The following is a 23,974-nucleotide window of genomic DNA, read 5'->3' on the forward strand; positions in this document are numbered from 1 at the left end:
ATTATTTTGCCACCCCTTTGGCACCTTCATCTTTTAAATTCAAAATATAATTTGCAACAGCTGTTAGCTTTTCGTTACCTAAATACTTTTGAGATGGCATTTCAATGAATCCCTCTCTTACTTTTTTGGGCATAGAAGCAAAAGAAACAACTCCATAAACATCCTTCTTATACTTTTCCTGAATTTCTTTGATTGGTGGACCCACGGTACGTAAAGTCATTGAGTGACAACCAGAGCAAACAGCACCGAAAACTTGTTTTCCCAGTTCACGTGCATCCGATTTCGATTCTCCCAGTTTCGGGTCACCGATCATAGTTTTAATTTTTTCGGTAGTGTCTGTCAGCTTACAAATTCCGTAGGCACTTGTTCCAATTTTTGTAACAGAATCAGGAGAAATCAAACAATTGTCTTTGCCTTTCCCCGAGGCCACAACATCGTATCCTTCCGGAAAAATTCCCACCTTCCCACCGTTAGGTGATTCCGGGATAGGGTTCCCAGAAAAGACAACCCTAATCACATAAAAAAGCCAGGAAATAATATCGTTCCACTTCCGTTTCCCATTATCGATAAAAACATTTTCTAACACCTTATTTCGGTCAGGATTTGGTTCTACATCTGGATCCGGTGATTTTGAATTAGGTAGTAGGTTGTTATCACCAATACCAATGCCAGCAAAACTATTCCTGCGAATGATATTTCCCTCAATCGTAACTTCGTCCCCTGCCATAACACCAATTCCGATTCCAGGAGGAACACCGGCAACAAGGGCGCCCGGTTCCGCAAAATTTCTATGATTGTTATCAAATATGAAGTTCTTTCGAATGATTACGTTTTCTACTTTTTTAAGAGGTAATCCTGGTAATGCAAAAGCAACAATTCCAGCTGAATTATCGTAAACAGTATTTCCTTCGATTAGCACATTCGTTGAATTTTCGATTTCGATTCCAATGACACTTCCGTATACTTCATTTCGTCTAACATCAACATTGTGACACATGCCAATATAAATGGCCGCATCAGCAATTCCTAAACTAACCGTATCTTCTACGACAACGTTTGTTCCCATCGTTGGATAAATTCCATATATACCAGTATTTTCTACGATAAGTTTTCGCATCGTAATATTACCAGCACCTTGGGTCATCACACCATTCGCTTTATAATTTTTAATATGGAAGTTTTCAATCAGAAAGTTGGCCCCAGATCCAATCACACCATCATTTAACTTTCCTTCTCCATCTAACACAGGCCACTTGCCATTGAGAATCACACCGGATAAAGTAAAGTGAGTTTTATCCACGAACAAAAATTCATTGTAAACTCCCGGATATACTTTGACAGTATCTCCTTTTTCTAGGGAATCGATTGCCTTCTGAATGGATTCTCCTTCATGAACTTCTAAAGTACGTGAAAAAACTTGTGTAGACAAAAAGAAGAAAAAGAGAATCACAAAGGAGAATGGCAAAGTATTCTTATGATGACAGATCTTAAAAACACTAAAGGATAGAAACTTTTTTTTAAAACTCATTATTTTATAGAACTCCGATTTTGATATGATTCAAATTCTAGTGCAACCGGTAGACCCGAAGGAACCGACTTAGGAAATTTTGGCATACTTGATTCATCAGTCAATGTATTCAGAAAAGAAATGATTGAGCTAATCTCTTTTTCACTGAGGCCCATTTTTCTAACATGCCAATGGATTCTAAGATCACTCGGTGCGCCGTTCCCTCTTCCCCCACCCTCATTATAAAAACGAATCACTTCTTCTAAAGTATTCAAATTTCCCGCATGCATATAAGGGGCCGTTTTAGCTATGTTTCTCAAACTTGGAACCCGGAAGGCTCCTCTGAGTAAATTTTGCCCAGTAATAGTTTCTCTACCAAAGTCGCGTTCTTTCGAATCCAAAACACCAATCGTTGCAAAAACATTATTGGTAAACATAGGCGGAGGATGGCACTCGGCACAGCGGGCCACAAAAGAGCGGAAAACATTATAACCCAACAACTCTTCTGTGCTTAATGCTTCTTTATCGCCCGTAGACCACTTGTCAAACCGACTACTGAATGAGACGAGTGACCTTTCAAAAGTGGATAAAGCATCAATCACAAGTGATGCCGAAATTTTAGATCCCATTTCACCATAAGCTTGTCTAAACATTTTTTTATAATAGGTATTTTCGTTTAACCTTGATTCAATGATATCTGGTGAACTCCCCATTTCATCAGGTGAATAAAGTGGTCCTTCTGCTTGGTCTTCTAAGTGGGATGCCCTTCCCTCCCAAAACAAATTCTTCATATAAACAACATTCCACAAACTTGGGGCCGATCGTTTGAGTAGAACTCCATTTTTTCGCGTCGGTCCATAACCAATACCACCTCTCCCTATACTTTGTTTCTGTCCGTCAGAGAGACTATAGCCTGGGTGGTGACAATGAGCACATGACAATTGTTTATCGCCAGAAAGTATGGGATCAAAAAATAAATACCTTCCCAAGTCAATGACTTTGGGATCTAACTTAACTAAGGGAAGAGTTTGACCAAGGCCCCCATTTTTTTCCAAAGAGGGAACATAACGATAGTCAATCGCACAAAAACCTTTTTCAAGTTTTAGTCCCGAAGGGCAAACAGTCGAAAGGTGGAAATCTAAAGGAGGTTCCACTACTTCAAATTTGGATAACTCTGGAATGATTCTAGTCTCAGCCTTTGAACAATCATAAAGGATGAGGACAGAGGTTATGAATCCAAAAACAAACCAATACTTCACAAGACAAAGGAAACAGAATGAGAAAAAGTGAAAAATCTTTTTAATTTAAGATCAAAAAAAGAAAACAAGACATTTTGCCATAATAAATATCAATATGCGGAGACACATTGATATTTATCAAGTGAACAAAACCCACTCCCTCTTTCCCATCCTCTACTCACCCGCTCAAAGGATTCTCCCTCTAACTAAAATCAAATATTAGATTGTATTTTCTTCCATTTTTGCTTGGAACAAAAGAAAACCTAAAGTGGCGATGACTCCTCCAAAAAATATAAACAACTCTGGCCCAAAACCTTTTGTTTCCCAATTGGTTCCGGCAATTAACAAATAGATGACGGGAGCAATGTATTGGTTGATAAACAAAGCAGCAAAGGTCAATTGGTTAGCCAGTCCCCCTTTTAAAAATTTCCAAAGAAACAAGTTGGGATTTGATAGAATTGTAGAAAGAGCAAGAGTCGCCATAAAAACCATCTCGAGTGGGGAAATTCCAACGCGAGGATCCATTGCCATACTGAGATAGGTTGGATTTTGGAAGATATGTCCTATCAAACTAATTCCTCCAGGAACAAGCGCTAGGTGGATCAAAATATCATCCAGAATCCAAATGCTTTTTGGAGTTTTGCGGAGATACAAAAGGATCTCATAAATACTAAAAAACACAAGACCAATGGATGTAAAAACAGAAGTCATCACTAGAGTAGACTTAGGATTGATATGAACCGCTGGAGCCGATAACAACATCAAAATGGAAGAAATATTGCCACCACCCACAATCATTAAAAAGGCAAGATTGGCTGTAAAAGGCCAGAGATGGAAATGTCTCGTGGAAAGTCGCAAACCCACAATCACGAGTAGCGAAATGGCTGTAAAAATAGACAATACGGGACCATCGGTTCTATAAAACAAAGGAACACCAAAAACCCAAGCACCTAACACAATTAAAGTCCCTATCAAAATCGTAATATCAAGAATTTCGGCCCAGGTCCCAAAACGTTTTTCCATACAGTTCTTCTTCTCCTCTAAACTGCATTGATTGGCCTTGGTTTTTCTTTTTTTGCAATTCAAATTTTACCTTCAGAATTTCATCGTAGAAAAACGCTTAGGTGATCTATGGCAACAAAGAAAAAGGTTTCGAAAACTCCTTCAAAAAATACAATAAAAAGAACTACTCAATCCCGACTCCAACCCAATCGAAATCAAAAAAACCTCTTCGCATTTTATCAAAGGTCCTTATATCTACGCCTTCGTTACCATATTATCCTTTTTGAATATATGGCTAAGCATCATTGGATTCGGAATTCTCATTTTATTTTTTCTCGTCCCTACGGCTTGGTTATTGCGTAAGAAGTAAGAGTGCTGGCATACGGGCATTCCCGATTTGGATTGGAGTCATAGCATTTTATCCAAAAAGGGTCGGGCTTCTCCGGGGTCCGCTTTCGCTCCCGTCTCCCGCCATCTATTGATGGCAGGCGACCAAGCCCGCCGTATCCCTAACGCAAACCTATTTCTTAAAATCTCGTATAAAACATTCACTTGAAACAACAAAATAGACTCGCTTTCCAAACAACTCACCACCTATCATGACAGATAGATTCCGAATTTTTAAAATATCAATTCTTCATTTTCAATTTGATTTCGGAATAACGACACTGAGTTTTTGACACGGTTTAATACATGAAACTTTCATTAGTCGATGAAATCTTAATCGCAAGGGAAATGAAAAACGAAAAAACTGTCGCTTTCGTTCGGTTTGCCCTATTTTCAGTCACTTCAACATTAGATAGTTTATCCTATTTTGGTTGGATCAATTACACAATTGTTCCGACTAGTATCATCACAGTCGGATTGGATATTTTATTTCTAATCTTTGCCACCCTTGTTTTGTTAATTCTATTTTTTTTACCATATAAACCATATCTAAAATTTTTCACGATTACCTTAGACTATTTTATCATTGGGCTTATGATTTTTCTTGACCCAACGATTCTGAAAGGTAACGGACTCATCTATTTTATCGCAATGACAAGTGCCATGTTTGTCTTCCAGTTTAATCTTTTGAGAAATTCAAAAGCAGGAACGATTTACGGAACTATTTTGGCAATTGTCTATTTCCTTGTTGTTTCCATTGGATTAGAAGATGGTTACCCGTTTGATTTGATTCCCATGATGTTTGGATTGGCTATGATGCTTGGTATGGGGTATCTAACAACAGTGTCCAATATCGAAATGGTAAAAGAAGCAAATGCAAAACAAATGATGGAAAGATATCTTCCCTCACAACTTGTCAGTGAGTTTTATAAAAATAAAGCACAACTAGAACCAGGTGGCGAAAACAAAGAAGTTACCATCCTATTTTCTGATATCCGATCTTTTACTAAGTTTTCCGAACAAAGATCTGCCGAAGAAGTTGTCCATTTCTTAAATCATTATTTGTCTCGCATGACAGATATCATATTTAAATTTAACGGAACTATTGATAAATTTATCGGCGATGCCATCATGACCATATTTGGTGCCCCTTTCAAACGCGATGACGATGCTTTACGCGCTGTTAAAACAGCTGTCGCGATGATTTGTGAGATAAAGAAAATAAACGAAACCATTCCAAATCCAGACGACAAATTACAAGTGGGAATTGGGATTCATACAGGAGAAGCCATTGTAGGGAACATTGGCTCCGATCGAAGATTGGATTATACTGTCATAGGCGACAACGTGAATTTAGCTTCCAGAATCGAAGGCCTAACCAAACATTACCGATGCTCTATTTTAATTTCAGAAGCCACATACAAACAATTACAAGACAAATATTCATTAGGCGATGGCTTCGAAATTCGCGAAATTGATCAAGTCATCGTCAAAGGTAAATCGAAACCCATCACAGTGTATGAAGTTGTTTGTTTATAAATCCCAGAGAAAACTTTCCTTTGTCCTGCCATCTGATCTTTGTTTTCAGACTGGCAAACTCCACAATTCTTCTTCTGCCTCTATCTGAAATACATCACGTTAACATGCGTAAATTGATAGAAAGAGAAAATCCGCTCATTTGGATTAATTCAATTGACTAAATGATCTTCAAATGGACCTATAATAAATTTACAATACATGAAATATAAATTAAATTTCCAACAAGACACACTCATGATGGAAAGAATAACAGTGGATAAGGCAAGATTTTATTTACTGAGTATTGGTTTCATTGCCCTATCGATTGCCCTGGGGGCGTATTTTGGACTTAATTTTTTTGAACCTACAAGTGACTCTGAAGTTGAAAATTATTTACTCACAATGATTGTTTCTTCACTAATAGGTGGTGGATTTTTGATAGCGAGTCTATTTATAGGGAGAGTATTGAGACAATTTCCCGAAAAGGTAGTTTTCAATAATCATGAGTCCATTGTTGAAATTTATCACAATAGCTCGGTCGCAAAAAAAGCTTCAGTTCCATACGAGGAAATTTCTGAATTTTCAATTAGAAATTATCAGGTTGCTCCAAGTTCAAGTAAATCTTTATTTGAAGATCGATTTTCTTCTGTAATCATGATATTAAAAGATGGAACTGTTTGGGAGATAACAGATGGTTCAAAAGATTCAAGATACGCAGAAGAGAACCTTGAAACCATAAAAAATCACATATCCTTAATGAATATATCCAAAAATACTATGCCCATAAACAAACTGAGGAGTAGGCAATTGAATTTGGAAATTATTCACAATGAGTTAATTATCGATTGGAAAAATTACTCTCCCATACGCCAAGTTAAATGGATCATAATTTCTGTCTTTCTCATGTTAATATTGGGATTTGCTGCAACGATCTTAGTTTCCATTTCTTCTGAAGAGGGAGGACAAACTTGGGAAGATATATTTAGTTCATTAAACAAAAACATTGATCAAATCGATTTAGAAATATTATTTGATACCTTAGGAAATTCCTTGGCATTCGTCTCCATTGCATTTATGATTTCGTTGATACCATTTTTGATCAATCTAATGGTTCTGTTTTTCAGTAAATGGCAGCGAAACAAAATCATTCTTAACAAAAGTCACTTTATAAATACGAGGGATAAAATCAAAATACCATCTTCGCAGATTGGAAATATCTTTTTCAAATATTACCTCAGTGACAAGGAAAGAAGCATTCAAATCAATAAAAAGAATATCGAATTCAAGTCCCAATCGCATGAATTCCTTGATTTGAGCCAGGTGAATGATTTCAAGAGTTTTGCAAAAATGTCATTTGGGCTTTTTAAAAGTTCATTAAAAGACTTTACTAGTGGAAAATTAAACAAAGATCAATTAGAAATAGAAGCGAATACGATTACAACGATTTGTTTTGATAAATTTTCTCCGGTTGATATATTTCATATTTATGCAAATTTAAAATATATGCTAAAAGATTAGAACCCATTTTCTAGAAACTAGGAAAAACACTTGCATGACTTGGTTCAAATTAAAGACTTTTGGTAACAAATGTTAATCATTTTAATCCTATTGAAATGAATGCAAAACAATTAAAAAAAATGACAGAATTCAAACTTCACTCGATTTTGCTTCCAAGCATCTTAGCTTTGTTCACAATTTTTTTATCTATTAATTGCCAGCGATTAACAATGAATAATCCCTGTGATCCAGGATCTGAAAGTTATCTCTCGACCCTACTTTTATCATCTTCCGCGCAAGGTCCCGTTTCCTTTTGTGGGTTCCTCATCCAAACTCCTATCAAACTTTGGGAAAGCCAAGCTTATCTCAAAGCCGCTAATGCAGAAGCAAGTGATCAATTTGGAGGTGCCGTTGCCATTTCTGGAGATACAATTGTTGTCGGAGCGATCGGTGAAGCAAGTAACCAAACTACGATCACGAATGGGGAAGGTGCCAGTAGTGATAACACTCTGGGTTTATCGGGTGCCGTTTACGTATACCAAAGGACTGGTTCCACTTGGTCCCAACAAGCTTATATCAAAGCACCTAATGCCGAAGCAGGTGATCAATTTGGAGTCGCTGTTGCGATTGATGGAGACACAATTGTCGTTGGTGCCAATTTGGAAGATAGCAACCAAACAACGATTACGAATGGATCTTCAGCAAGTGGGGACAACTCGGCGTCTAATGCCGGGGCAGTTTATGTATATAAAAGATCAGGTTCGACTTGGGTACAAGAAGCTTATCTCAAGCCGTCAAACGCAGAAGCTAGTGATCAGTTTGGATTTCCTGTAGCGATCTCTGGCGATACAATTGTTGTGGGGACGTATTTGGAGGATAGCAACCAAACAACCATTACAAATGGTCCAACTGCAAGCGGAGACAACTCGGCAACCAGTGCTGGGGCAATTTATGTTTTCCAAAGGTCGGGTTCCGCTTGGTCCCAACAGGCCTATATCAAACCATCTAATGTAGAAGCACAAGATGCTTTTGGAAAAGGCTTAGCCATCTCAGGCGACACCATAGTAGCAGGTGCAAATCTAGAAGATAGTAACCAAACAACCATTACCAACGGTGGAACTGCAAGTAGCAATAATGGTGCGACTAGTGCTGGCGCCGCATACGTATACCAAAGAACTGGTTCCACTTGGGTAGAACAAGCCTACCTCAAAGCTCCCAATGCAGAAGCGGGCGACCAATTTGGAGAAGATGTTGCCATTTCAAAGGATACGATTGTTGTCGCAGCTTTTGCCGAGGCTAGCAATCAGATAACAATCACAAACGGTCCTACTGCTAGTTCCGATAATTCCGCAGCAACTGCGGGTGCAGCATATGTTTTCAAGAGGATAGGATCTACTTGGAATAATGAAGCTTATCTCAAAGCACCTAACGCAAAGACAGACGAATATTTTGGCACTTCACTTGCCATCGAAGGGGATACGATAGTTGTCTCGTCCATTTATGAAGATAGTGGCCAAAAGACAGTGACAAATGGACCAACGATTAGCATCGATAACTCTTCACCTCGGTCTGGTGCAATCTATGTTTACGGGAGGACGGGATCCAATTGGGCCCTGAATGCGTATCTAAAAGCACCAAACGCTGATCCCGATGATCGGCTAGGCAATTCCATTGGATTATCGGGAGATACGATCGTTGTCGGAGCAAACCAGGAAGATAGCATCCAAAATACAATCACGAATGGACCTACAGCAAGTTCGGATAATTCTGCTGTATCTTCAGGTGCCGCCTATGTTTTTATCAGAAAATAAATGAAAAAAGCCATTCCCTTTCAAAAAGAAATCCTTCTCGTTACGGTAACAACTCTACTATGGACCGTAATGTATCTTCTTTTCCTCCGTCCCATCTCAGAAAATGGATCAAGTTCTCGAACACCAAGCCAAATAGACACACGAGGTCTCACTCCTTATCACAAACGAGAAGTGAATCTAACCATCGCCAAACACAAAATAAAGATTCAACATTGTTATAAACAATACTTAGAATCAAAACCCCAGCAAGAAGAAGGTAAAATTCAGTTTGATTGGCAGATCGAGCCAGATGGAGATCCAACCAAAGTAGAACTCATTCATTCCGATTTCTCCTCAAACAATCTAACCGGATGTATTCAAAATGAAATTGGTTCCTGGGAATTTCCACCACCGCCAGAGAGATCGCATAACACCTACGTGGAATATACCTTCCATTTTAAAAAAGAAGAAACTTTTTCTAAATAGAAAATATAGTCTCCTACTAGGTGGCTAAATGCAATGACTTCAAATGTCTTCTATTTTTTCAATTCTCAAAGAAAGAGAAGGCATTGAAAAAGAAATACAATCTGATCGACAGATATTCTTACCAAAAACAATCAACCGATCCGACAGAATTCTTTTTAGGAAGAGTTCATTTTAGAATGATTTTTTTCTTTTAGTTATGATTGTTTTCCTCGGAAGCGAAGACATGGATAACAGAACACAGCGATTCGAATAGGAGTGCGAGACAGTTGGGAAATGGTAACGAGCTTTTGCTGTATAGACTTTATGCAAACTAGCTAGGCTCTAGAAAGAAACAAAAGCAATTTCAATTCACGGTTAGCGTTTTGTCCATTTCATCTGCTTTTTAGAGTATAAAATAAATAGATTGCACTCCATATAAGAGATACGATGCTTCAGTACAAGCAAATTTTCTCATTTGAGTCAAATGCTCTATTTCTTTCTCGCCTATGGGTAGTTTTATGGTAATTTCGCTTTCTTTTTTTAAAAAAAAATTTGTTTTACCTCTACTTGTAGTTTCTATATCTTTTTCTTTTTGTAAAGTCGCAACCTCTCCCCTCCCCGATATAAATTCCGGATTTATGGATCTTTCTGCATGGGAACCGAAACAAACGGTGATAAATTTGAAAGGAGATTGGGAGTTTTGTTGGGATAAATTGATTCCTCCCGATTCGGATGAGTCCGTATGGAAAAAAAAATGCCACGGTTATTTTCCGGTTCCCTCTTTTTGGAAATTCTACCAAATAAACGGAAAGAACCTTCCTATTTTCGGAAAGGGAACCTACAGACTCAAACTCAAACTTCCAAAACGGGAAATAAACTACGGATTGTTTTGGACTGAAATCATGTCCGCTTTCGAAATTTTCGTTAACGCCCGTTCTGTGGTGAAAGTAGGACAAACTGGAGAAAGTTTTGAAACAATGAAGCCTGACTTGAAACCAGGCACGTCCTATCTGGGTTCTCTTTCCGATGAAGTGACAATCGTCGTTTGGGTATCCAACTTCAACCATGAAAATCACGGATTTTGGGAACCTCTTTATTTCGGAGAATGGAAATCCATAGAAAGACAGCACCTAAATCTTGTTATACGAGATATTGCAAGTTCTTCTGCAATCATCATCATCGGCTTATACCATCTGATTATCTTTCTGTCAAGATTGCGTTCCAAAGAATATCTGATGTTCGGTTTTTTCTGTATGATTATGGGAATTCGCCAATTGAATTTTGAAACGCATACGTTTTATTATCTATTTCCCAATCTGGATTTTGATTCATATATCCGGCTACTGTTCGGAGTGATTTATATGATCGGGGTTTCCTTGGTAACACTCTACGATCTTCTATTTCCGAAGGACATCCCCAAAATAATCTCAAAAGTTCTCAGGTTGGTTTTCTTTAGTTTTTTACTAACTTTGTTTTTGCCAGTTTCCATTTTCACACATTACGCATTGTATCTCTTCGGTTTTGCAATGATTGCAATCATATTGTATGTACCTTTGTTCATCAGAGCTTATTTTAGAAAAAGGGAAGGTGCGGGACTTATGCTCATTGCCTACTCCATTACAGCGGTGACACTACTGAATGATATATTATTCAATTTCGGATTGATTCATACAGGTTATCTCTCCCATTTAGGGGTTTTGTTATTTATCTTCATCCAAGCGATTCTATTATCAAAAAAAATAACAAAGGCATTGCAAGAGGAAGAAAAATTAGTTCTAAAGCTCGGTGAAACTTTGGAAGAAAAAAACAGAACCCATACGGAACTCTTGAATCTAAAAGAATACCAAAAATACGAATTGGAATTGCAGGTAAAACTCCGCACGGAAGAATACGAGATCGCCAAACAACTAGCAGAAACCGCGAACAAGGCAAAGTCTCAATTTTTAGCAACAATGAGTCACGAAATCAGAACTCCCATGAATGGAATTTTGGGAATCACGGAACTTTTGAAAATGACAAATGTTTCGGAGGATCAAGAACAATATCTGAAAATGATTCAGGACAGCGGACAATCTCTTTTGACTATATTGAACGACATTTTGGATTATTCCAAACTGGAAGCGGGGAAAATAGAATTATTAGAATCCGATTTTTCCTGGAAAATTCTGCTCGAACTTGCGGAAGGGATTTTTAAGCACCAAGCAGAACAGAAACAACTTCGATTTGAAGTCAGCTTTGATCCAGATTTTATATTTTTAGCACATGGCGATGAAAACAGAATCAAACAAGTGTTATTTAATCTAATCTCCAATGCGGTTAAATTTACGGAATCTGGAGAAATCAAAATCCTTCTCTCTTCCAAAAAGGAAGAAGTAGGAAACAGGATTCAATACAAAGTATCGATAACGGATACAGGAATAGGAATCCCGGAAGAGAAAATGGGTTCCTTGTTTCAAAGATTCACACAGTTGGATTCAAGCATTTCCCGTAAGTACGGAGGAACGGGACTCGGTCTCGCCATCTCTAAAAAACTAATGGATGTGATGGGAGGAGAATTAAAAGTTAAAAGGAATTTTCCCAAAGGTTCCTGTTTTGAAATTGAACTCAGACTTCTTCCCAACCAAATGTCCAGAGTCATACGATCCGAAGATTCGGTGGATCTCTCTAGACTACCATCTAACACAAATGTGTTGATTGCGGAAGATGATCCTACCAACCTGTTTCTACTTTCCAGTTTTTTGAAAAAATTAAAAGTCCGCCATGATGTAGCGAAAGACGGTTGGGAAGCGGTAACAAAGGCCCAAACAAACGAATTCCATCTGATTTTTATGGACATCAATATGCCCAATCTGGATGGCATCGGGGCATCAGAAGAAATTTTGAAAGACGAAAGGATTTTTCCCAAACCAATCATCATTGCAGTTACAGCGGACGCCTTCCAGGATGATCAAGACAAGTGCATTCGCGCAGGAATGTCTTCGTTTTTGCCGAAACCGTTCCAAAAAAGAGAAATTGAACAAGCATTATATGAATGGCTAATTGAGAGAAAAACAGGGCTTTAAAAGTTACAGTTTTGGGCGTTCCCGATGGGGTTGGAGTTTTAGAATTAATAAGTGTAAGGGTCGGGCTCTTTCGGGGTGCGCTGTCGCTTCCGTCCCCAGCCATCTAACGATGGCAGGTGACCAAGCCCTGCAGATCCCTAACGCGGGGGAGATTGATTTCTACTATTAGTTATTTGAAATCAGTTCATTTGCGATTAGTTCTGCTTGTTTAAGCACAGTCTCAGTTGCTAACATCTGCATATCGGGAGGATAACCATATTGCCTGAGAATTCGTTTAACAATGACTTTGAGTTTGGCCTTCACATTTTCTTTGATTGTCCAATCAATGGAAGCGTTTTCTTTTACCTTTTGAAATAATACAACGGCTAGTTCTCTGAGTTTCTCTTTCTCCATGAGTTCCTTTGCACTATCATTATCTGCAATTGCTGTATAAAATGCATATTCATAATCAGATAAGCCCATTTCTTTGGGTTCGGTATCCATCTGTTGGATTTCTTTAGAGAGTGCGATCAACTCCTCGATTACCTCAGCGGCCGTTAGTATTTTCACATGGTATTTTTTGATCGAATTTTCGAGCATTTCCATGAGTGACTTACTTTGGATCAAATTCTTTTTTGCACGACCTTTGATTTCATCATTTAGAAGTTTTTTGAGCAGTTCCAGAGCAATATTCTTATGCTCCATGTTTTTTACTTCTAATAGAAACTCTTCCGAAAGAATGGAAATATCTGGTTTTTTAATTCCAGCGGCATCAAAGACATCAATCACCTTGTCGGTAACTAAGGCTTTATCTATGACTTGTCGAATAGCGGTTTCGACATCATAGTTTCCTTCATCGGAATCCGTTTTTATAAATTTGACCAATCTTGATTTGACAGCTTGGAAAAAGGAAATTTCATCTTTTGCATCAAGCGCTTGTTCATGGGGGATTGCAATCGCGAATACTTTTGATAGAGCTGTTACCTCATCAATAAATCTCTTTTTCCCATTTTCTAAGCCTAGTATATGATTCTCCGCTTCTAAGATAAGAGACAATTTTCTTCCCATATCAGCATCAAAATAGTCTTCATACCCAAAACCATGAAACATTTGGGAAACCACTTCCAGTTTTTCCAACATGAGTTGCACTGCCTTTTCCTGGTTTTCTGCAGGATCCCCTTTTCCTCCTGCATCGGAATAAAACGACAACGCTTGTTTTAGATCCGACGCAATTCCTAGATAATCGACAATCAGCCCACCAGTCTTTTCTAAATATACTCGATTCACTCGTGCGATGGCTTGCATCAAATTATGGCCTTTCATCGGTTTATCTATATACAGTGTATTAAGAGAAGGAACGTCGAAACCTGTAAGCCACATATCCCGAACGATTACTAACTTTAATTCGTCATCAGGATCTTTCATTCGATCGGCCAGATTTTTCCGGATTTCCTTGGTCGTATGGTGTTTGTTAATCTCAGGACCGTCTGAGGATGACGATGTCATCACTACTTTGATCGCACCTTTTTTGGGGTCATTACTATGCCACTCAGGTTTTAACTGAACAATTGCTTCGTACAGTTCTGCTGCAATTCGTCTGGACATAGCAACTATCATACCTTTACCGTCAAACGCTTCCCTTCTGCTTTCAAAATGGGTCACAATATCTTTAGCAACTTGTTGAATGCGATTTGCGCTACCAATTAATGCCTCAAGTTGAGTCCATTTTGCCTTCGCTTGTTGAGATTCGGAAAGTTCATCAGGTTCGAGATCATCATCAAATTCTTGTATAAGTTTTTTACCCTCTGCACTTAATGAAATCTTGGCAAGGCGACTCTCATAGTAAATTCTTACGGTGGCTCCATCTTCTACTGCCTGGGCAATGTCATAGACATCTACATAGTTCCCAAATACCGCAGGAGTATTAACATCTGTATTCTCAATGGGAGTACCAGTAAAACCCAAATAGGTTGCATTGGGAAGAGCATCTCGCATATATTTAGCAAAACCGTAGACAATTTTTTTCCCAATTAGGTTTCCTCGTTCATCTTTTGAGTCTATAGTCTTTGCTTTAAACCCATACTGGGTTCTGTGGGCCTCATCTGCGATCACAATGATGTTATTTCGTTCTGATAAGGTTTCATATACATTGCCCTCTTCTGGTTGAAATTTTTGAATGGTAGCAAATACCACACCACCTGACGCTACCTTTAAGAGTTCTTTGAGATGATCTCGATTTTTTGCCTGCACTGGTTCTTGCCGGAGAAGTTGTTTGGCAGCGGAGAAAGTGTCAAAAAGTTGATCATCTAAATCATTTCGATCTGTAATCACAAGAATTGTTGGATTGTCCATCGAAAGGACAATTTTACCCGTATAAAAAACCATCGAGAGAGATTTTCCAGATCCTTGTGTATGCCATACGACTCCCCCTTTTTTATCTCCAACAACTGATGAAATAGACTTAAATCCTTCTGATTTTGATGTATGGATAAGAAGGTCTTTCTCTGGAGATTGATTTTTTGAATAACCTGAGGCACGAAGAGTGGACTCTACTGCTTTGTTTACAGCATAGTATTGATGGTAGGCGGCAATTTTTTTAATAAATTGAATAGTAGTAATCCCAGTTTTCGGATCCTCTTTTTTAGTATTTTCAAATACAATAAAATGTCTAAGTAAATCCAATAAAGTTTTTGGATTTAGCATTCCTCGGATCAAAGTCTCCAACTGACCGATGAATGGCGACGCTTCCATTTTTCCGTCAGATGTTTTCCAAGCTAAAAACCGATTGTAACTAGAAGAAATGGTTCCCGCTTTTGCTTCCAATCCATCAGAGATTACCAAAAATCCATTGAAGGTAAATAACGAAGGAATGGATTGCATATACGTTTGCAATTGTTCGAGTGCAGAATTAACAGTTGCATTTTCATCTGTTGGATTTTTTAGTTCCACTAAAACCAATGGAATTCCATTGATAAAAATGACTAGATCCGGTCTTTTGTTTACATTGTTTTCCACAACAGTAAACTGATTTATTATAAGAAATTCATTGTTTTCTAATGTATCGAAATCCAAGAGCGATACTAAATCACCCCGAGAGTTTCCGTCTTTTTGGTAAACAACCTGGATTCCTTCGGTTAAAAATCTGTGGAAGTTGTGATTGTTTACAATCAGTTCACGCGAATTCAGCCTTTGGATTTGTTTGACTGCATCCTCTATGGATTCTTTGGGTAACGTTGGATTGATCCGAAGGAGCGATTCTTCTAATCTTTTCAACAAAAGGACATCTTCGAATGTTTCTCTTTCGGGCTGATCACTGTCAGGTGCAATGTCTGGACCATGAACGTAGGCATAACCAACTTCTTTGAGTAGATCGATGACAAATTGTTCGACAGAGGCTTCCGAAAGTTTAGAGTCGAGCATCTAACCGACCTTATAATGTAAGTTAGAATTCGTCAAGGGGGAAAAATCACTCTACAGGATATCTGGAGTCTTGGGAAAGAATATCTGGCAATGTGTATTATTCATTTTAAATTTGGATTTTGACTAAGAATCGAAATGTCGCTATCCCTGAAATCAGAATCGTGAGTTACTAAAATTAAGTTCTCTTCTCGACATAATTCAACTAACAATCGATCCGTATAATCCAAGGGATAGAATGGAAACAATTTCTTTATTTCCGCATCGTCAAATGATTTCCCGATAACTTTATATACCTTTAAAAGATTGTTAATGATGATATTCGAAATATCTTCATCAGTTGTTTTCCCGAGTGCAGAATTTCGGAATTTTTTAAATTCGCTTTGAGATCGTGACCGTTGCAAAACTCCAGATTGGTATGTTTCAAACTCGAGGCGAAAACATCGATTGTAAAACTCAGATATTATCATATTGTCAAGATATAATGGGTATTTATGTTTAATAAGAGAGGCTATTAAAGATGAATAATTTTCGCGTTCTTTACTCGGTGAGGATGGCCAAAAAATATAAATCAAAACATTCGCATCAAAAACAAATGACCTACCAGCTAACTTCGCTATATCGGCTTTAGTATATCTTTCGGCCAAGTCATTCCCCTAAAACTTCGCGTAAGGTACGCTCCATTCGATCTGGGTCTTTATAATAAATTTTTGCAGTATCGACAACGCGTTTTAAGAGCCCTAGATCTTCTTGAGACATACCTTCTACTTTCAAACTAGTTTTTATTGTTTCTTCTGAGAAATCTCGGTATAATTGTCCGATGGCAGTGTTTAAAAAAGCAGACGTAATTAGTTCGATTCCTTCGAAAGAAAGCGTTATCGCATTTTTCTCATCTCGAAAAGATTTTGAGATGAGTAGGAATAGCTTCTGCCCGTCCTCAGCATCCACACAATAAAGACTAGGGACTAATTCTCTTACAGGGATTGTTGGAATCACCATTTTCATTCTCCTAGAATATATCGGTCACTTTTAGCTCTTCCAAAAGGGAGTAAGACGTTGGATCGTCTGTCTGGAATCTCATATTAATGGTAGTTCCTGGAAAAGGACAAGGAATTTCTTCGAAAATATCGATTCCATTTTCGAATTCATAAAAACCAGAATCACTGACAATATTGATTTTTCCGCCATTTTTTTCGGTAAATTCCCGCAATATTGCGAAACCAAGTCCCCCGGTAATATTGTCCTTTGTGGAATGCCCCGATTGAATCGCCCACTCGATTGCTTTTTTTGCGGGAAGATCGCGACGAAAGAACTGACAAACATTTGCTTTGATCCCGATACCAATATCAGTAATCGAAAATTCAATGGTGTTCTTATTTGGAAAAAATTGACCGCAGGTAATGATCTCTTCCGATTTACTATGCGTTTTCGCATTTTGGAAAATTTCAAATATAGACTCTGTCATTTTCTTTTTTAATAGTTCGGAAAGTTTTGGTAACTCAGGCCTTCGAAGTAACTCCGACTGGATATAGGTTAAAAACTCTTCCCCTTGGTTAGGTTTTAATTCTAAAAATTGAATTGTCGTTTGATTTTGATCTGTTATTTTTCCAAAACCGTATTTACTTAAGAATTTATTTTTGCATAAAATCTTTTGAATATCAGGCTTTAGATAATCAAATTCGAAACGATGGCCATTTAAAGCCAATTTGTTCATCACACTTCCTAACGGAGAGCACATATTGGCACCAAACCAAGTATCGATGGTGATAAAAATTTTTAAGTGATGCTTATCCTTAAACTGATTGTAAAATTCGGCAATTTGTATATAACCATCGTAAGATGTTCTTACATTGTTGAATTCGAAACTAACTTCTTCCAAATAAATCTTCCAAATTTAGAGTAAAATTTAAACTATTTTTGACATGCTGAAAATGCATTACTGCTTCTTCACCCATTATTTTGTACAACCAGGAAGCACTGGAAACGAGTTTATGAACCGTATAATCCGCATCATCCGACCAGTCTACCATAGCATAACCTTCATTTGTTTGGACTAATCCTAGAATATTTTTGGCAAACCCATGTTTTTCAATAGGATTATTTCTTTTGGGTCGATATTCTCCCTCTATTTTTGGTATTCCCTGATGAGTCCATGCATGTCGATAACCTTCGATTAACTGGTATCTTCTATCCAAAGAAAATTTCTCAGCAAATTGTTTCAGTTCTGAAGGAATCTTGCTCGCATTTTTGGGATTTATAATTTCCCCAATCGTACGGGTTCTTACCTCAATTTCATTCTGTTTTCCATAGAAATAGAAATAAGAAGACAACAGATGATTGAGGGCAGAGAATAAAGACAGTATTGCGTAATCAAAATGATAACGAAAATAAAATACTGAGGACATACGAGGATGTTCGCTTAATCGAAGTCTCCGATGTAGGGAAAATTCTCTCAATGATTCAAAAAATGCGGTCCAAGCAAACTGATATCGGTCAGCAAAATCTCTTGTACATACATAAGCATAGTAACTATATAATTCTTCGTTTTTTACTTTCGCTGGAACTTTACCAACAACCTGGTTCCAAACTGCTAGGTAAGACGGAAAATATTTATAGATTTTTTCCTTTTCTTTCTCGAGCAACTTAGGGTTCATTCACATCTCCACCCTGACTTCCCCACTCATCAATTTCGGCAACAACGTATCGCGTAGTTTTTCGAGGGATCGGATTTGAAAACAATTTGCCTTCATTTTAATAAAATTCCCTACAATAGATTTTTCAAATAAAGTAATTTCATCTTTAGGCGGGAGAGAAACATTCAAATCTCTAAATGTAGTAGTCGTAATCGTATCGAAAACACTTCCATAAGCAGATGACTTCAGCTCCTCAATAGCATAATTCAAAAGTAAATATGTGAAAAAATAATTTTTACTATTATTGGGAATTATCCCGTAATTCGACTGACTAAATGCCATTGGCTGCGATAATATACAAAATTTACCAACAGTACCTCGGGCTGATATGACGAGTGAATTTTCTGGTAATATTTTTGCTGACGAATTGTTTAAACCCATTTCACTGATATTCTTACTCGAATTTATTACAAATGATTTGTGATTATCTGTAATATCGCCGCCTGAAAGCCAACCGATATTCCCATTCCAATATTCAGCCACTTCCGTTTTAGGAGTTCCTCCGCCAACTAATTCAATGAGATCTAAAATGCTCCCCTCCTCCCAACTCTCCTCCGCTTCTACCACAAACCACTGCCGAAAGAGAGCTTCTGCCATCGCTTCCAAGGTTTTATTTTGCCTATGCAAAAGATCAATTTTATCATCTAACGCCGACAAAACGCCTGCAATGGCTTTTTGTTCGGCGAGAGGGGGAAGGAGGATGGGAACTTCTTGCAAAACTGATGATTTGATCCCAAATACCGTTGTGCCAGATGCTCGAGACTGGAGTTCATGTTGTCCATCTTTCGATTGAAAATAATATTTTAGAAATACGTTATCAATTTTTTCTTTTTTTCCACGTAATGTGATAATTCTTTGAGCTAGAGCGACTTTTTTATCTTTTATCAAGGCAACTTCGCCTAATGGGGCCTCAGTTGTTAATACGACATCATTTATTTCGGGAAGTCCTCGGGTCATCCATGAATCGTAGTCCTTTTCCGCTATAAATTCATTAGCTTCTAATATCTTGCCTTCTTTTACTATCTTCGCAGTTATCAATGGAATTCCATGAGCTGTCTTTGTGGGAGTCTTCCCTCTGTAGTCAATAAATTTCTCAATAACCTCTGATAATCGATATTCCCTCCATTCACTCATACGGACTCCTCGCCTTTTTCTATTGTTTCCTTTCGATTTCTCTTCCAGTTTTGAATGAACTCATCCAACTGCGGACTCTGGTTTAGATCGATGCGGTCTTCGAGTTTGGTGAGGGCGTAGAAGGAGAGGGAGGTGGATTCGGAATGAATCTCTTGGGTTGCATCATTCATTTCTATTTACCCTCGCAAGAACAACAGCAGAAATATTCGGGGATTCGTTTCCTTCTGGAATCTGGTATTCGCCATCAAAATACATATTATCAGGCCTGTGAACTAACTCGATGATTTCTGGCTTATAAAAGCAGTCGTAACCCGATTCATAGCCCGAAACAAAAATCGGAAGATCTTCAGGAAAGTCCCTTAACATTTGAATGAGTTCTTTTACAGTCACTGGGTTGTTTTTCATTTTTTATACACTGCGTTCGTTACGTCTCTGCGACAAATTTTTTTACATTCGCTAAATTTGCGGATCCCTTGGCTTTGATTTTATTGGACTGATGCGAAAACCAAAGGGAGGTGATGACCGCTCCTCGACAATAGCGACAAGCCAATTGGGGAGAACGGTTGAGAAGAAGTTGGTGCAGTCCATGGTTATGTTCCAAATAATCCAGGTTGTTTGATGGGTTTCGGTCGAAAATCACCAATGATCACAAAGGGATTTTTGGAAAGATAGTGGTGTTTTAATGTAGTTCCTAAGATAAAATGATAGTCTTTCGTTTTGGAAAAGTCCTCAAAATATGTTTTTTTAACATAATCACAAGCTTTCTGCTCATCGCCTTCGTATACTTTAAGTCTTTTCCAATACAACATGCCCGTTTCCCAGTCTTCAATCATAAGATTGGATTCTTTGCCTGTCTCATCTTGAAACTTAAATTTAAACTTATAGGGAACTTTATCTACAACCTCAAATTCGGTGATATCATCCAAATCATTGGTTTCAAAAAGGGAGCCTTGGCTGTGCTCAGACTCAAGAGCTTTGATTTTTTTCGGATCCCAAAAAGATTCTGTCTTTTCATAAGTAAAATCTAATATTTTTGTTGGTTTGAAAACAGCAAGGGAAGTGCATTTTTCTTTATCTTTTGCATCTTCTATAAGTTTGGACATATTGGTATAAACATTTTTTAAAACAAAACTTCTTCTTTCGAGCCAAGTATCTCTGTCTGAATCAATATGACCTAATTTAACAATATGATTCGGGTCTACGGGTCGAAAGGATTCAGGTCGAAAGTCTTTGGAATTTTTAGTAAGTTCGAGTTCAATCCAATCGTATTTTGAATATCTTTTGTTAAAATCGATCTTTCGAAAAGGAATCGGATAGATTCGTATCCATTCACCTTCTTCAGTAATCCCCGCTGTGCAAACGGTTTCTCCATACTTTGTCGAAATCGCAGGATATGTTTTAACAAGGATCAAAACCTTTTTCTTCATTCTATAAATGAATTACCGAAGGAGGATCTTTTATTGCATCTAACAAAGCATTTGCTGTATGACTTCTATGACAACACTCGAAATCTGCTTCAAAACAGGTAAGAGCAATTCTTCCATTTTCTTCGAAGATTTTTTTTAAAGCAATTATATCCGATTGATTCTTACGTAGTGTTGTCCTTTGGTATTCTAAAAATAGTTTATTATAATCTGATTTGGAATGTAGTTCTTGTCGTTTGCTAGAGACAATTCCAAGTCCTGGGAAATGAATATACTGGATACCAACAGACTCAACAATTCCTTTCAATTGTTTTTTGGAAAATCCAAACTTCATACTCAAGGGATTTTTTCGCACATCGCATAACACAGTCACGGAATTGCGAATCAACTCTGTTACATACTTTTCAATCGATTTCCCTTCATAACCGATGGTAAAGATTGACTTCACACTCGATTTTGGTTTTTCAGATTCTACTCGTTTGAGCTCTTGTAGGGAGAGTATATCTTTTGCGATCTCGCTATGAATGGCGTAAAAAGGATGATTTGTATATACATACCGAATCAAATCTTTGCCAGATACATTTTTAAATTCCTGATAAAAAGATACCAAGTCACGCTGATCAGCGGCCTTTAGCGTCGAAAAGAATTGGTTGGATTGATTCAGCTCCCAACCAAACGAAGTTTCTTGGACAAGTTCATACTTTTTCAAAGTCCCAAGGTCTTGAGTTGCCTGTGCCGAATAACAACCAAATCGGTAGGGATAAAAATCATAGGAGGGAATTGGTTGCCTTTGGGAAAATAAAAAAAGATACTTTTGAAGGTCCGTTTTTGACAACCGACCACCAAATTTCTCTAATATGGCAAGTAACACTTTCCTTCGGTAGTACATTGTCGATTTACTGGGTAAAGGGAAGAGCCAAAGTAACCTTATTTTTTCCTTAGTTTACTTTAGAGCCCTATCCTAAACTAACGCAATCCTTAATTTACCTTAACCTTTGCCAAATTTTCTAGAATCAGCGCATTCAACCTTGCCTCTTCTTCCAATTGTGTCTCAAATTCAGCCTTAAGGCTTGTAAACCGTTCCTTAAAGTCAAAATCATCTTCTTCATCTGGTAAACCAACATACCGACCAGGCGTCAGCACATAATCCAATTCCCGGATGCGGTCGAGACTTGCTACATTGCAAAACCCCTTAACATCTTCGTATTTGCCCTTGAGTTTCTTCCATTCATGGTAAGTGCCTGCAATTTTCTGAATGTCTTCAGGTCGTAGTTCCTTCGTTCGACGATTGATAAGAACTCCTTCATTGCGAGCATCAATAAATAAAATTTCATTCATTCTATTTCGAAACCCGTTACCGGATTTACTCCGAGAAAGGAACCAAAGACTCGCAGGAATTTGAGTATTGAGAAATAACTTCGCAGGTAAGTTGACAATGCAATCCACAAGTCCAGCTTCAATGAGTGCCTTTCGAATCTCCCCTTCGCCAGATGTCTTCGAAGTAAGCGATCCTTTAGCCAATACAAAACCAGCTGTTCCAGAGGGACTTAAGTGATACAAAAAATGTTGGATCCAGGCAAAATTAGCATTACCAGCGGGTGGCACGCCAAACTTCCAACGGCCATCCGTGCGTAACAGTTCACCTGACCAATCACTCACGTTAAACGGTGGATTGGCGATGATAAAATCTGCTTTTAAATCTTTATGCGCATCATTTAAAAAAGACCCTTCATTATTCCATTTCACCTGCGTACTATCAATCCCACGGATAGCAAGATTCATCTTCGCAAGTCGCCATGTGGTTTGGTTGCTTTCTTGGCCATAAATAGAAATATCATCAATCTTTCCTTTGTGTTCTTCTACGAACTTTTCAGATTGAACAAACATCCCACCAGAACCACAACATGGATCGAAAACTCTTCCTTTATATGGCTCAAGCATTTCCACAAGTAACTCCACCACACTTCTTGGTGTATAAAATTGCCCGCCCTTTTTCCCTTCCGCCAAAGCAAATTCACCTAGAAAGTACTCAAAAACATGACCTAAAACATCTGCACTACGCGCTTTTGCATCACCTAATGCTATATTACTGATAAGATCGATGAGTTCACCCAAACTGGTAGGATCTAAATTTCCTCGTGCATAAACTTTCGGTAGAACATCTTTTAAAGAAGGATTGTCTTTCTCAATCGCATCCATTGCACTGTCGACTTCCTTCCCGATCGTAGGCAACTTCGCTTTTGATAGCAAATAAGACCAACGAGCAATATCAGGAACAAAAAATACATTTTCAGCTTTGTTTTCATCTTTGTCTTCCGGATCGGCACCAGAATAATCTCCCTTTCCATTTTTCAACTTGGAATGAAGTTCTTCAAAAGCATCTGAAATATATTTTAAAAAAATAAGTCCCAAAACAACATGTTTGTACTCTGCTGCATCTATGTTCTTACGAAGTTTATCAGCTGACTTCCAAAGTTGTTTTTCTATTGGCTCAGATGGAACCTTCTTTTCTACTTTTGCCTTTGCCATAAAATATACCTACTTCCAAATAACGGAAACCTAATGATTCCATCCTGAATATTAATCCAACTCATAATAGCTTATTCTAACTCTAGGACAAATATCGAGTCCTATTAATCTAATTTTGGGTATTCTTCTCTAGACATAAAAAAAGCCCCAAACTTTCGTTCAGAGCTTTTCCCAACATTTCTATACGACAAAGATTCTATTCTTCCCGATGAGGGAAAGCCTGCGGAGCACCAAGCGGCACTGCCGCGACTGCGAGCACCCGACTTGATGCGTGAGCTCCTTAGCTCAAGCATCAAAGTCGTTCGGCGCTGACCGCCAAACAGAACAAAGTA

General features: G+C 38.0%; 19 protein-coding genes. 5 read left to right on the top strand and 14 right to left on the bottom strand.

The window, feature by feature from the left end; translation table 11 throughout:
* Position 1: 1 nt before the first annotated feature.
* The 3 genes from ND811_RS18300 to ND811_RS18310 all read right to left on the bottom strand — a co-directional run bounded on the left by ND811_RS18300 (position 2) and on the right by ND811_RS18310 (position 3,768).
* Complete coding sequence (locus ND811_RS18300) at positions 2 to 1,528, bottom strand: parallel beta-helix domain-containing protein (protein WP_265353430.1); 1,527 nt, start codon at positions 1,526 to 1,528, stop codon at positions 2 to 4.
* Positions 1,528 to 2,766, bottom strand: a complete 1,239-nt coding sequence (locus ND811_RS18305) for a cytochrome-c peroxidase (RefSeq protein WP_265353429.1) — start codon at positions 2,764 to 2,766, stop codon at positions 1,528 to 1,530. The genes ND811_RS18300 and ND811_RS18305 overlap by 1 nt, the downstream gene beginning before the upstream one ends.
* A 198-nt stretch (positions 2,767 to 2,964) precedes the next feature.
* Complete coding sequence (locus tag ND811_RS18310) at positions 2,965 to 3,768, bottom strand: hypothetical protein (RefSeq protein WP_265353428.1); 804 nt, start codon at positions 3,766 to 3,768, stop codon at positions 2,965 to 2,967.
* Between the two features lie 672 nt (positions 3,769 to 4,440).
* On the opposite strand from ND811_RS18310, the gene ND811_RS18315 reads away from it, so the two are divergent.
* The 5 genes from ND811_RS18315 (at position 4,441) to ND811_RS18335 (ending at position 12,466) form a co-directional block, all read left to right on the top strand.
* Positions 4,441 to 5,673 carry an adenylate/guanylate cyclase domain-containing protein gene (locus tag ND811_RS18315; protein WP_265353427.1) on the top strand — a complete coding sequence of 411 codons (1,233 nt, stop codon included), beginning with the start codon at positions 4,441 to 4,443 and terminating at the stop codon, positions 5,671 to 5,673.
* A gap of 198 nt (positions 5,674 to 5,871) precedes the next feature.
* Positions 5,872 to 7,170 carry a hypothetical protein gene (locus ND811_RS18320; RefSeq protein ID WP_265353426.1) on the top strand — a complete coding sequence of 433 codons (1,299 nt, stop codon included), beginning with the start codon at positions 5,872 to 5,874 and terminating at the stop codon, positions 7,168 to 7,170.
* 95 nt (positions 7,171 to 7,265) lie between these two features.
* Complete coding sequence (locus ND811_RS18325; protein WP_407658926.1) at positions 7,266 to 8,960, top strand: FG-GAP repeat protein; 1,695 nt, start codon at positions 7,266 to 7,268, stop codon at positions 8,958 to 8,960.
* A complete protein-coding gene (locus tag ND811_RS18330; protein ID WP_265353424.1) occupies positions 8,961 to 9,425 on the top strand; it encodes an AgmX/PglI C-terminal domain-containing protein in 465 nt (154 codons plus the stop codon).
* Between the two features lie 497 nt (positions 9,426 to 9,922).
* On the top strand, positions 9,923 to 12,466 hold the full coding sequence (locus ND811_RS18335; protein WP_265353423.1) for an ATP-binding protein: 2,544 nt from the start codon (positions 9,923 to 9,925) through the stop codon (positions 12,464 to 12,466).
* Positions 12,467 to 12,631: 165 nt separating this feature from the next.
* Here ND811_RS18335 and ND811_RS18340 read toward each other — a convergent pair whose 3' ends face one another.
* The 11 genes from ND811_RS18340 to ND811_RS18390 all read right to left on the bottom strand — a co-directional run bounded on the left by ND811_RS18340 (position 12,632) and on the right by ND811_RS18390 (position 23,642).
* Positions 12,632 to 15,865, bottom strand: coding sequence for a type I restriction endonuclease subunit R (locus ND811_RS18340; protein WP_265353422.1), 3,234 nt, complete (start codon positions 15,863 to 15,865; stop codon positions 12,632 to 12,634).
* Positions 15,866 to 15,966: 101 nt separating this feature from the next.
* The gene (locus ND811_RS18345) at positions 15,967 to 16,509 is read right to left on the bottom strand and encodes a type II toxin-antitoxin system VapC family toxin (RefSeq protein WP_265353421.1); all 543 of its coding nucleotides are present in this window, start codon (positions 16,507 to 16,509) and stop codon (positions 15,967 to 15,969) included.
* Between the two features lies 1 nt (position 16,510).
* Complete coding sequence (locus ND811_RS18350; RefSeq protein ID WP_265353420.1) at positions 16,511 to 16,861, bottom strand: STAS-like domain-containing protein; 351 nt, start codon at positions 16,859 to 16,861, stop codon at positions 16,511 to 16,513.
* A gap of 10 nt (positions 16,862 to 16,871) precedes the next feature.
* Positions 16,872 to 17,741, bottom strand: coding sequence for an ATP-binding protein (locus ND811_RS18355; protein ID WP_265353419.1), 870 nt, complete (start codon positions 17,739 to 17,741; stop codon positions 16,872 to 16,874).
* Entirely contained in the window at positions 17,728 to 18,516 is a 789-nt protein-coding gene (locus ND811_RS18360) for a hypothetical protein (protein WP_135630478.1), read from the bottom strand. Before ND811_RS18360 ends, ND811_RS18355 begins: the two co-directional genes overlap by 14 nt.
* Positions 18,517 to 19,689, bottom strand: a complete 1,173-nt coding sequence (locus ND811_RS18365) for a restriction endonuclease subunit S (RefSeq protein WP_265353418.1) — start codon at positions 19,687 to 19,689, stop codon at positions 18,517 to 18,519.
* Complete coding sequence (locus ND811_RS18370) at positions 19,686 to 19,859, bottom strand: hypothetical protein (protein WP_265353417.1); 174 nt, start codon at positions 19,857 to 19,859, stop codon at positions 19,686 to 19,688. Before ND811_RS18370 ends, ND811_RS18365 begins: the two co-directional genes overlap by 4 nt.
* On the bottom strand, positions 19,852 to 20,094 hold the full coding sequence (locus tag ND811_RS18375; RefSeq protein ID WP_265353416.1) for a hypothetical protein: 243 nt from the start codon (positions 20,092 to 20,094) through the stop codon (positions 19,852 to 19,854). The genes ND811_RS18370 and ND811_RS18375 overlap by 8 nt, the downstream gene beginning before the upstream one ends.
* Positions 20,095 to 20,279: 185 nt before the next feature.
* The gene (locus ND811_RS18380) at positions 20,280 to 21,116 is read right to left on the bottom strand and encodes a hypothetical protein (protein ID WP_265353415.1); all 837 of its coding nucleotides are present in this window, start codon (positions 21,114 to 21,116) and stop codon (positions 20,280 to 20,282) included.
* 1 nt (position 21,117) lies between these two features.
* The gene (locus ND811_RS18385) at positions 21,118 to 21,984 is read right to left on the bottom strand and encodes a DUF488 domain-containing protein (RefSeq protein ID WP_265353414.1); all 867 of its coding nucleotides are present in this window, start codon (positions 21,982 to 21,984) and stop codon (positions 21,118 to 21,120) included.
* Positions 21,985 to 22,091: 107 nt separating this feature from the next.
* Positions 22,092 to 23,642 carry a type I restriction-modification system subunit M gene (locus ND811_RS18390; protein ID WP_265353413.1) on the bottom strand — a complete coding sequence of 517 codons (1,551 nt, stop codon included), beginning with the start codon at positions 23,640 to 23,642 and terminating at the stop codon, positions 22,092 to 22,094.
* Positions 23,643 to 23,974: the final 332 nt, after the last annotated feature.

Origin of the sequence: Leptospira soteropolitanensis (assembly GCF_026151655.1) — a bacterium.
Taxonomy (GTDB): domain Bacteria; phylum Spirochaetota; class Leptospiria; order Leptospirales; family Leptospiraceae; genus Leptospira_A; species Leptospira_A soteropolitanensis.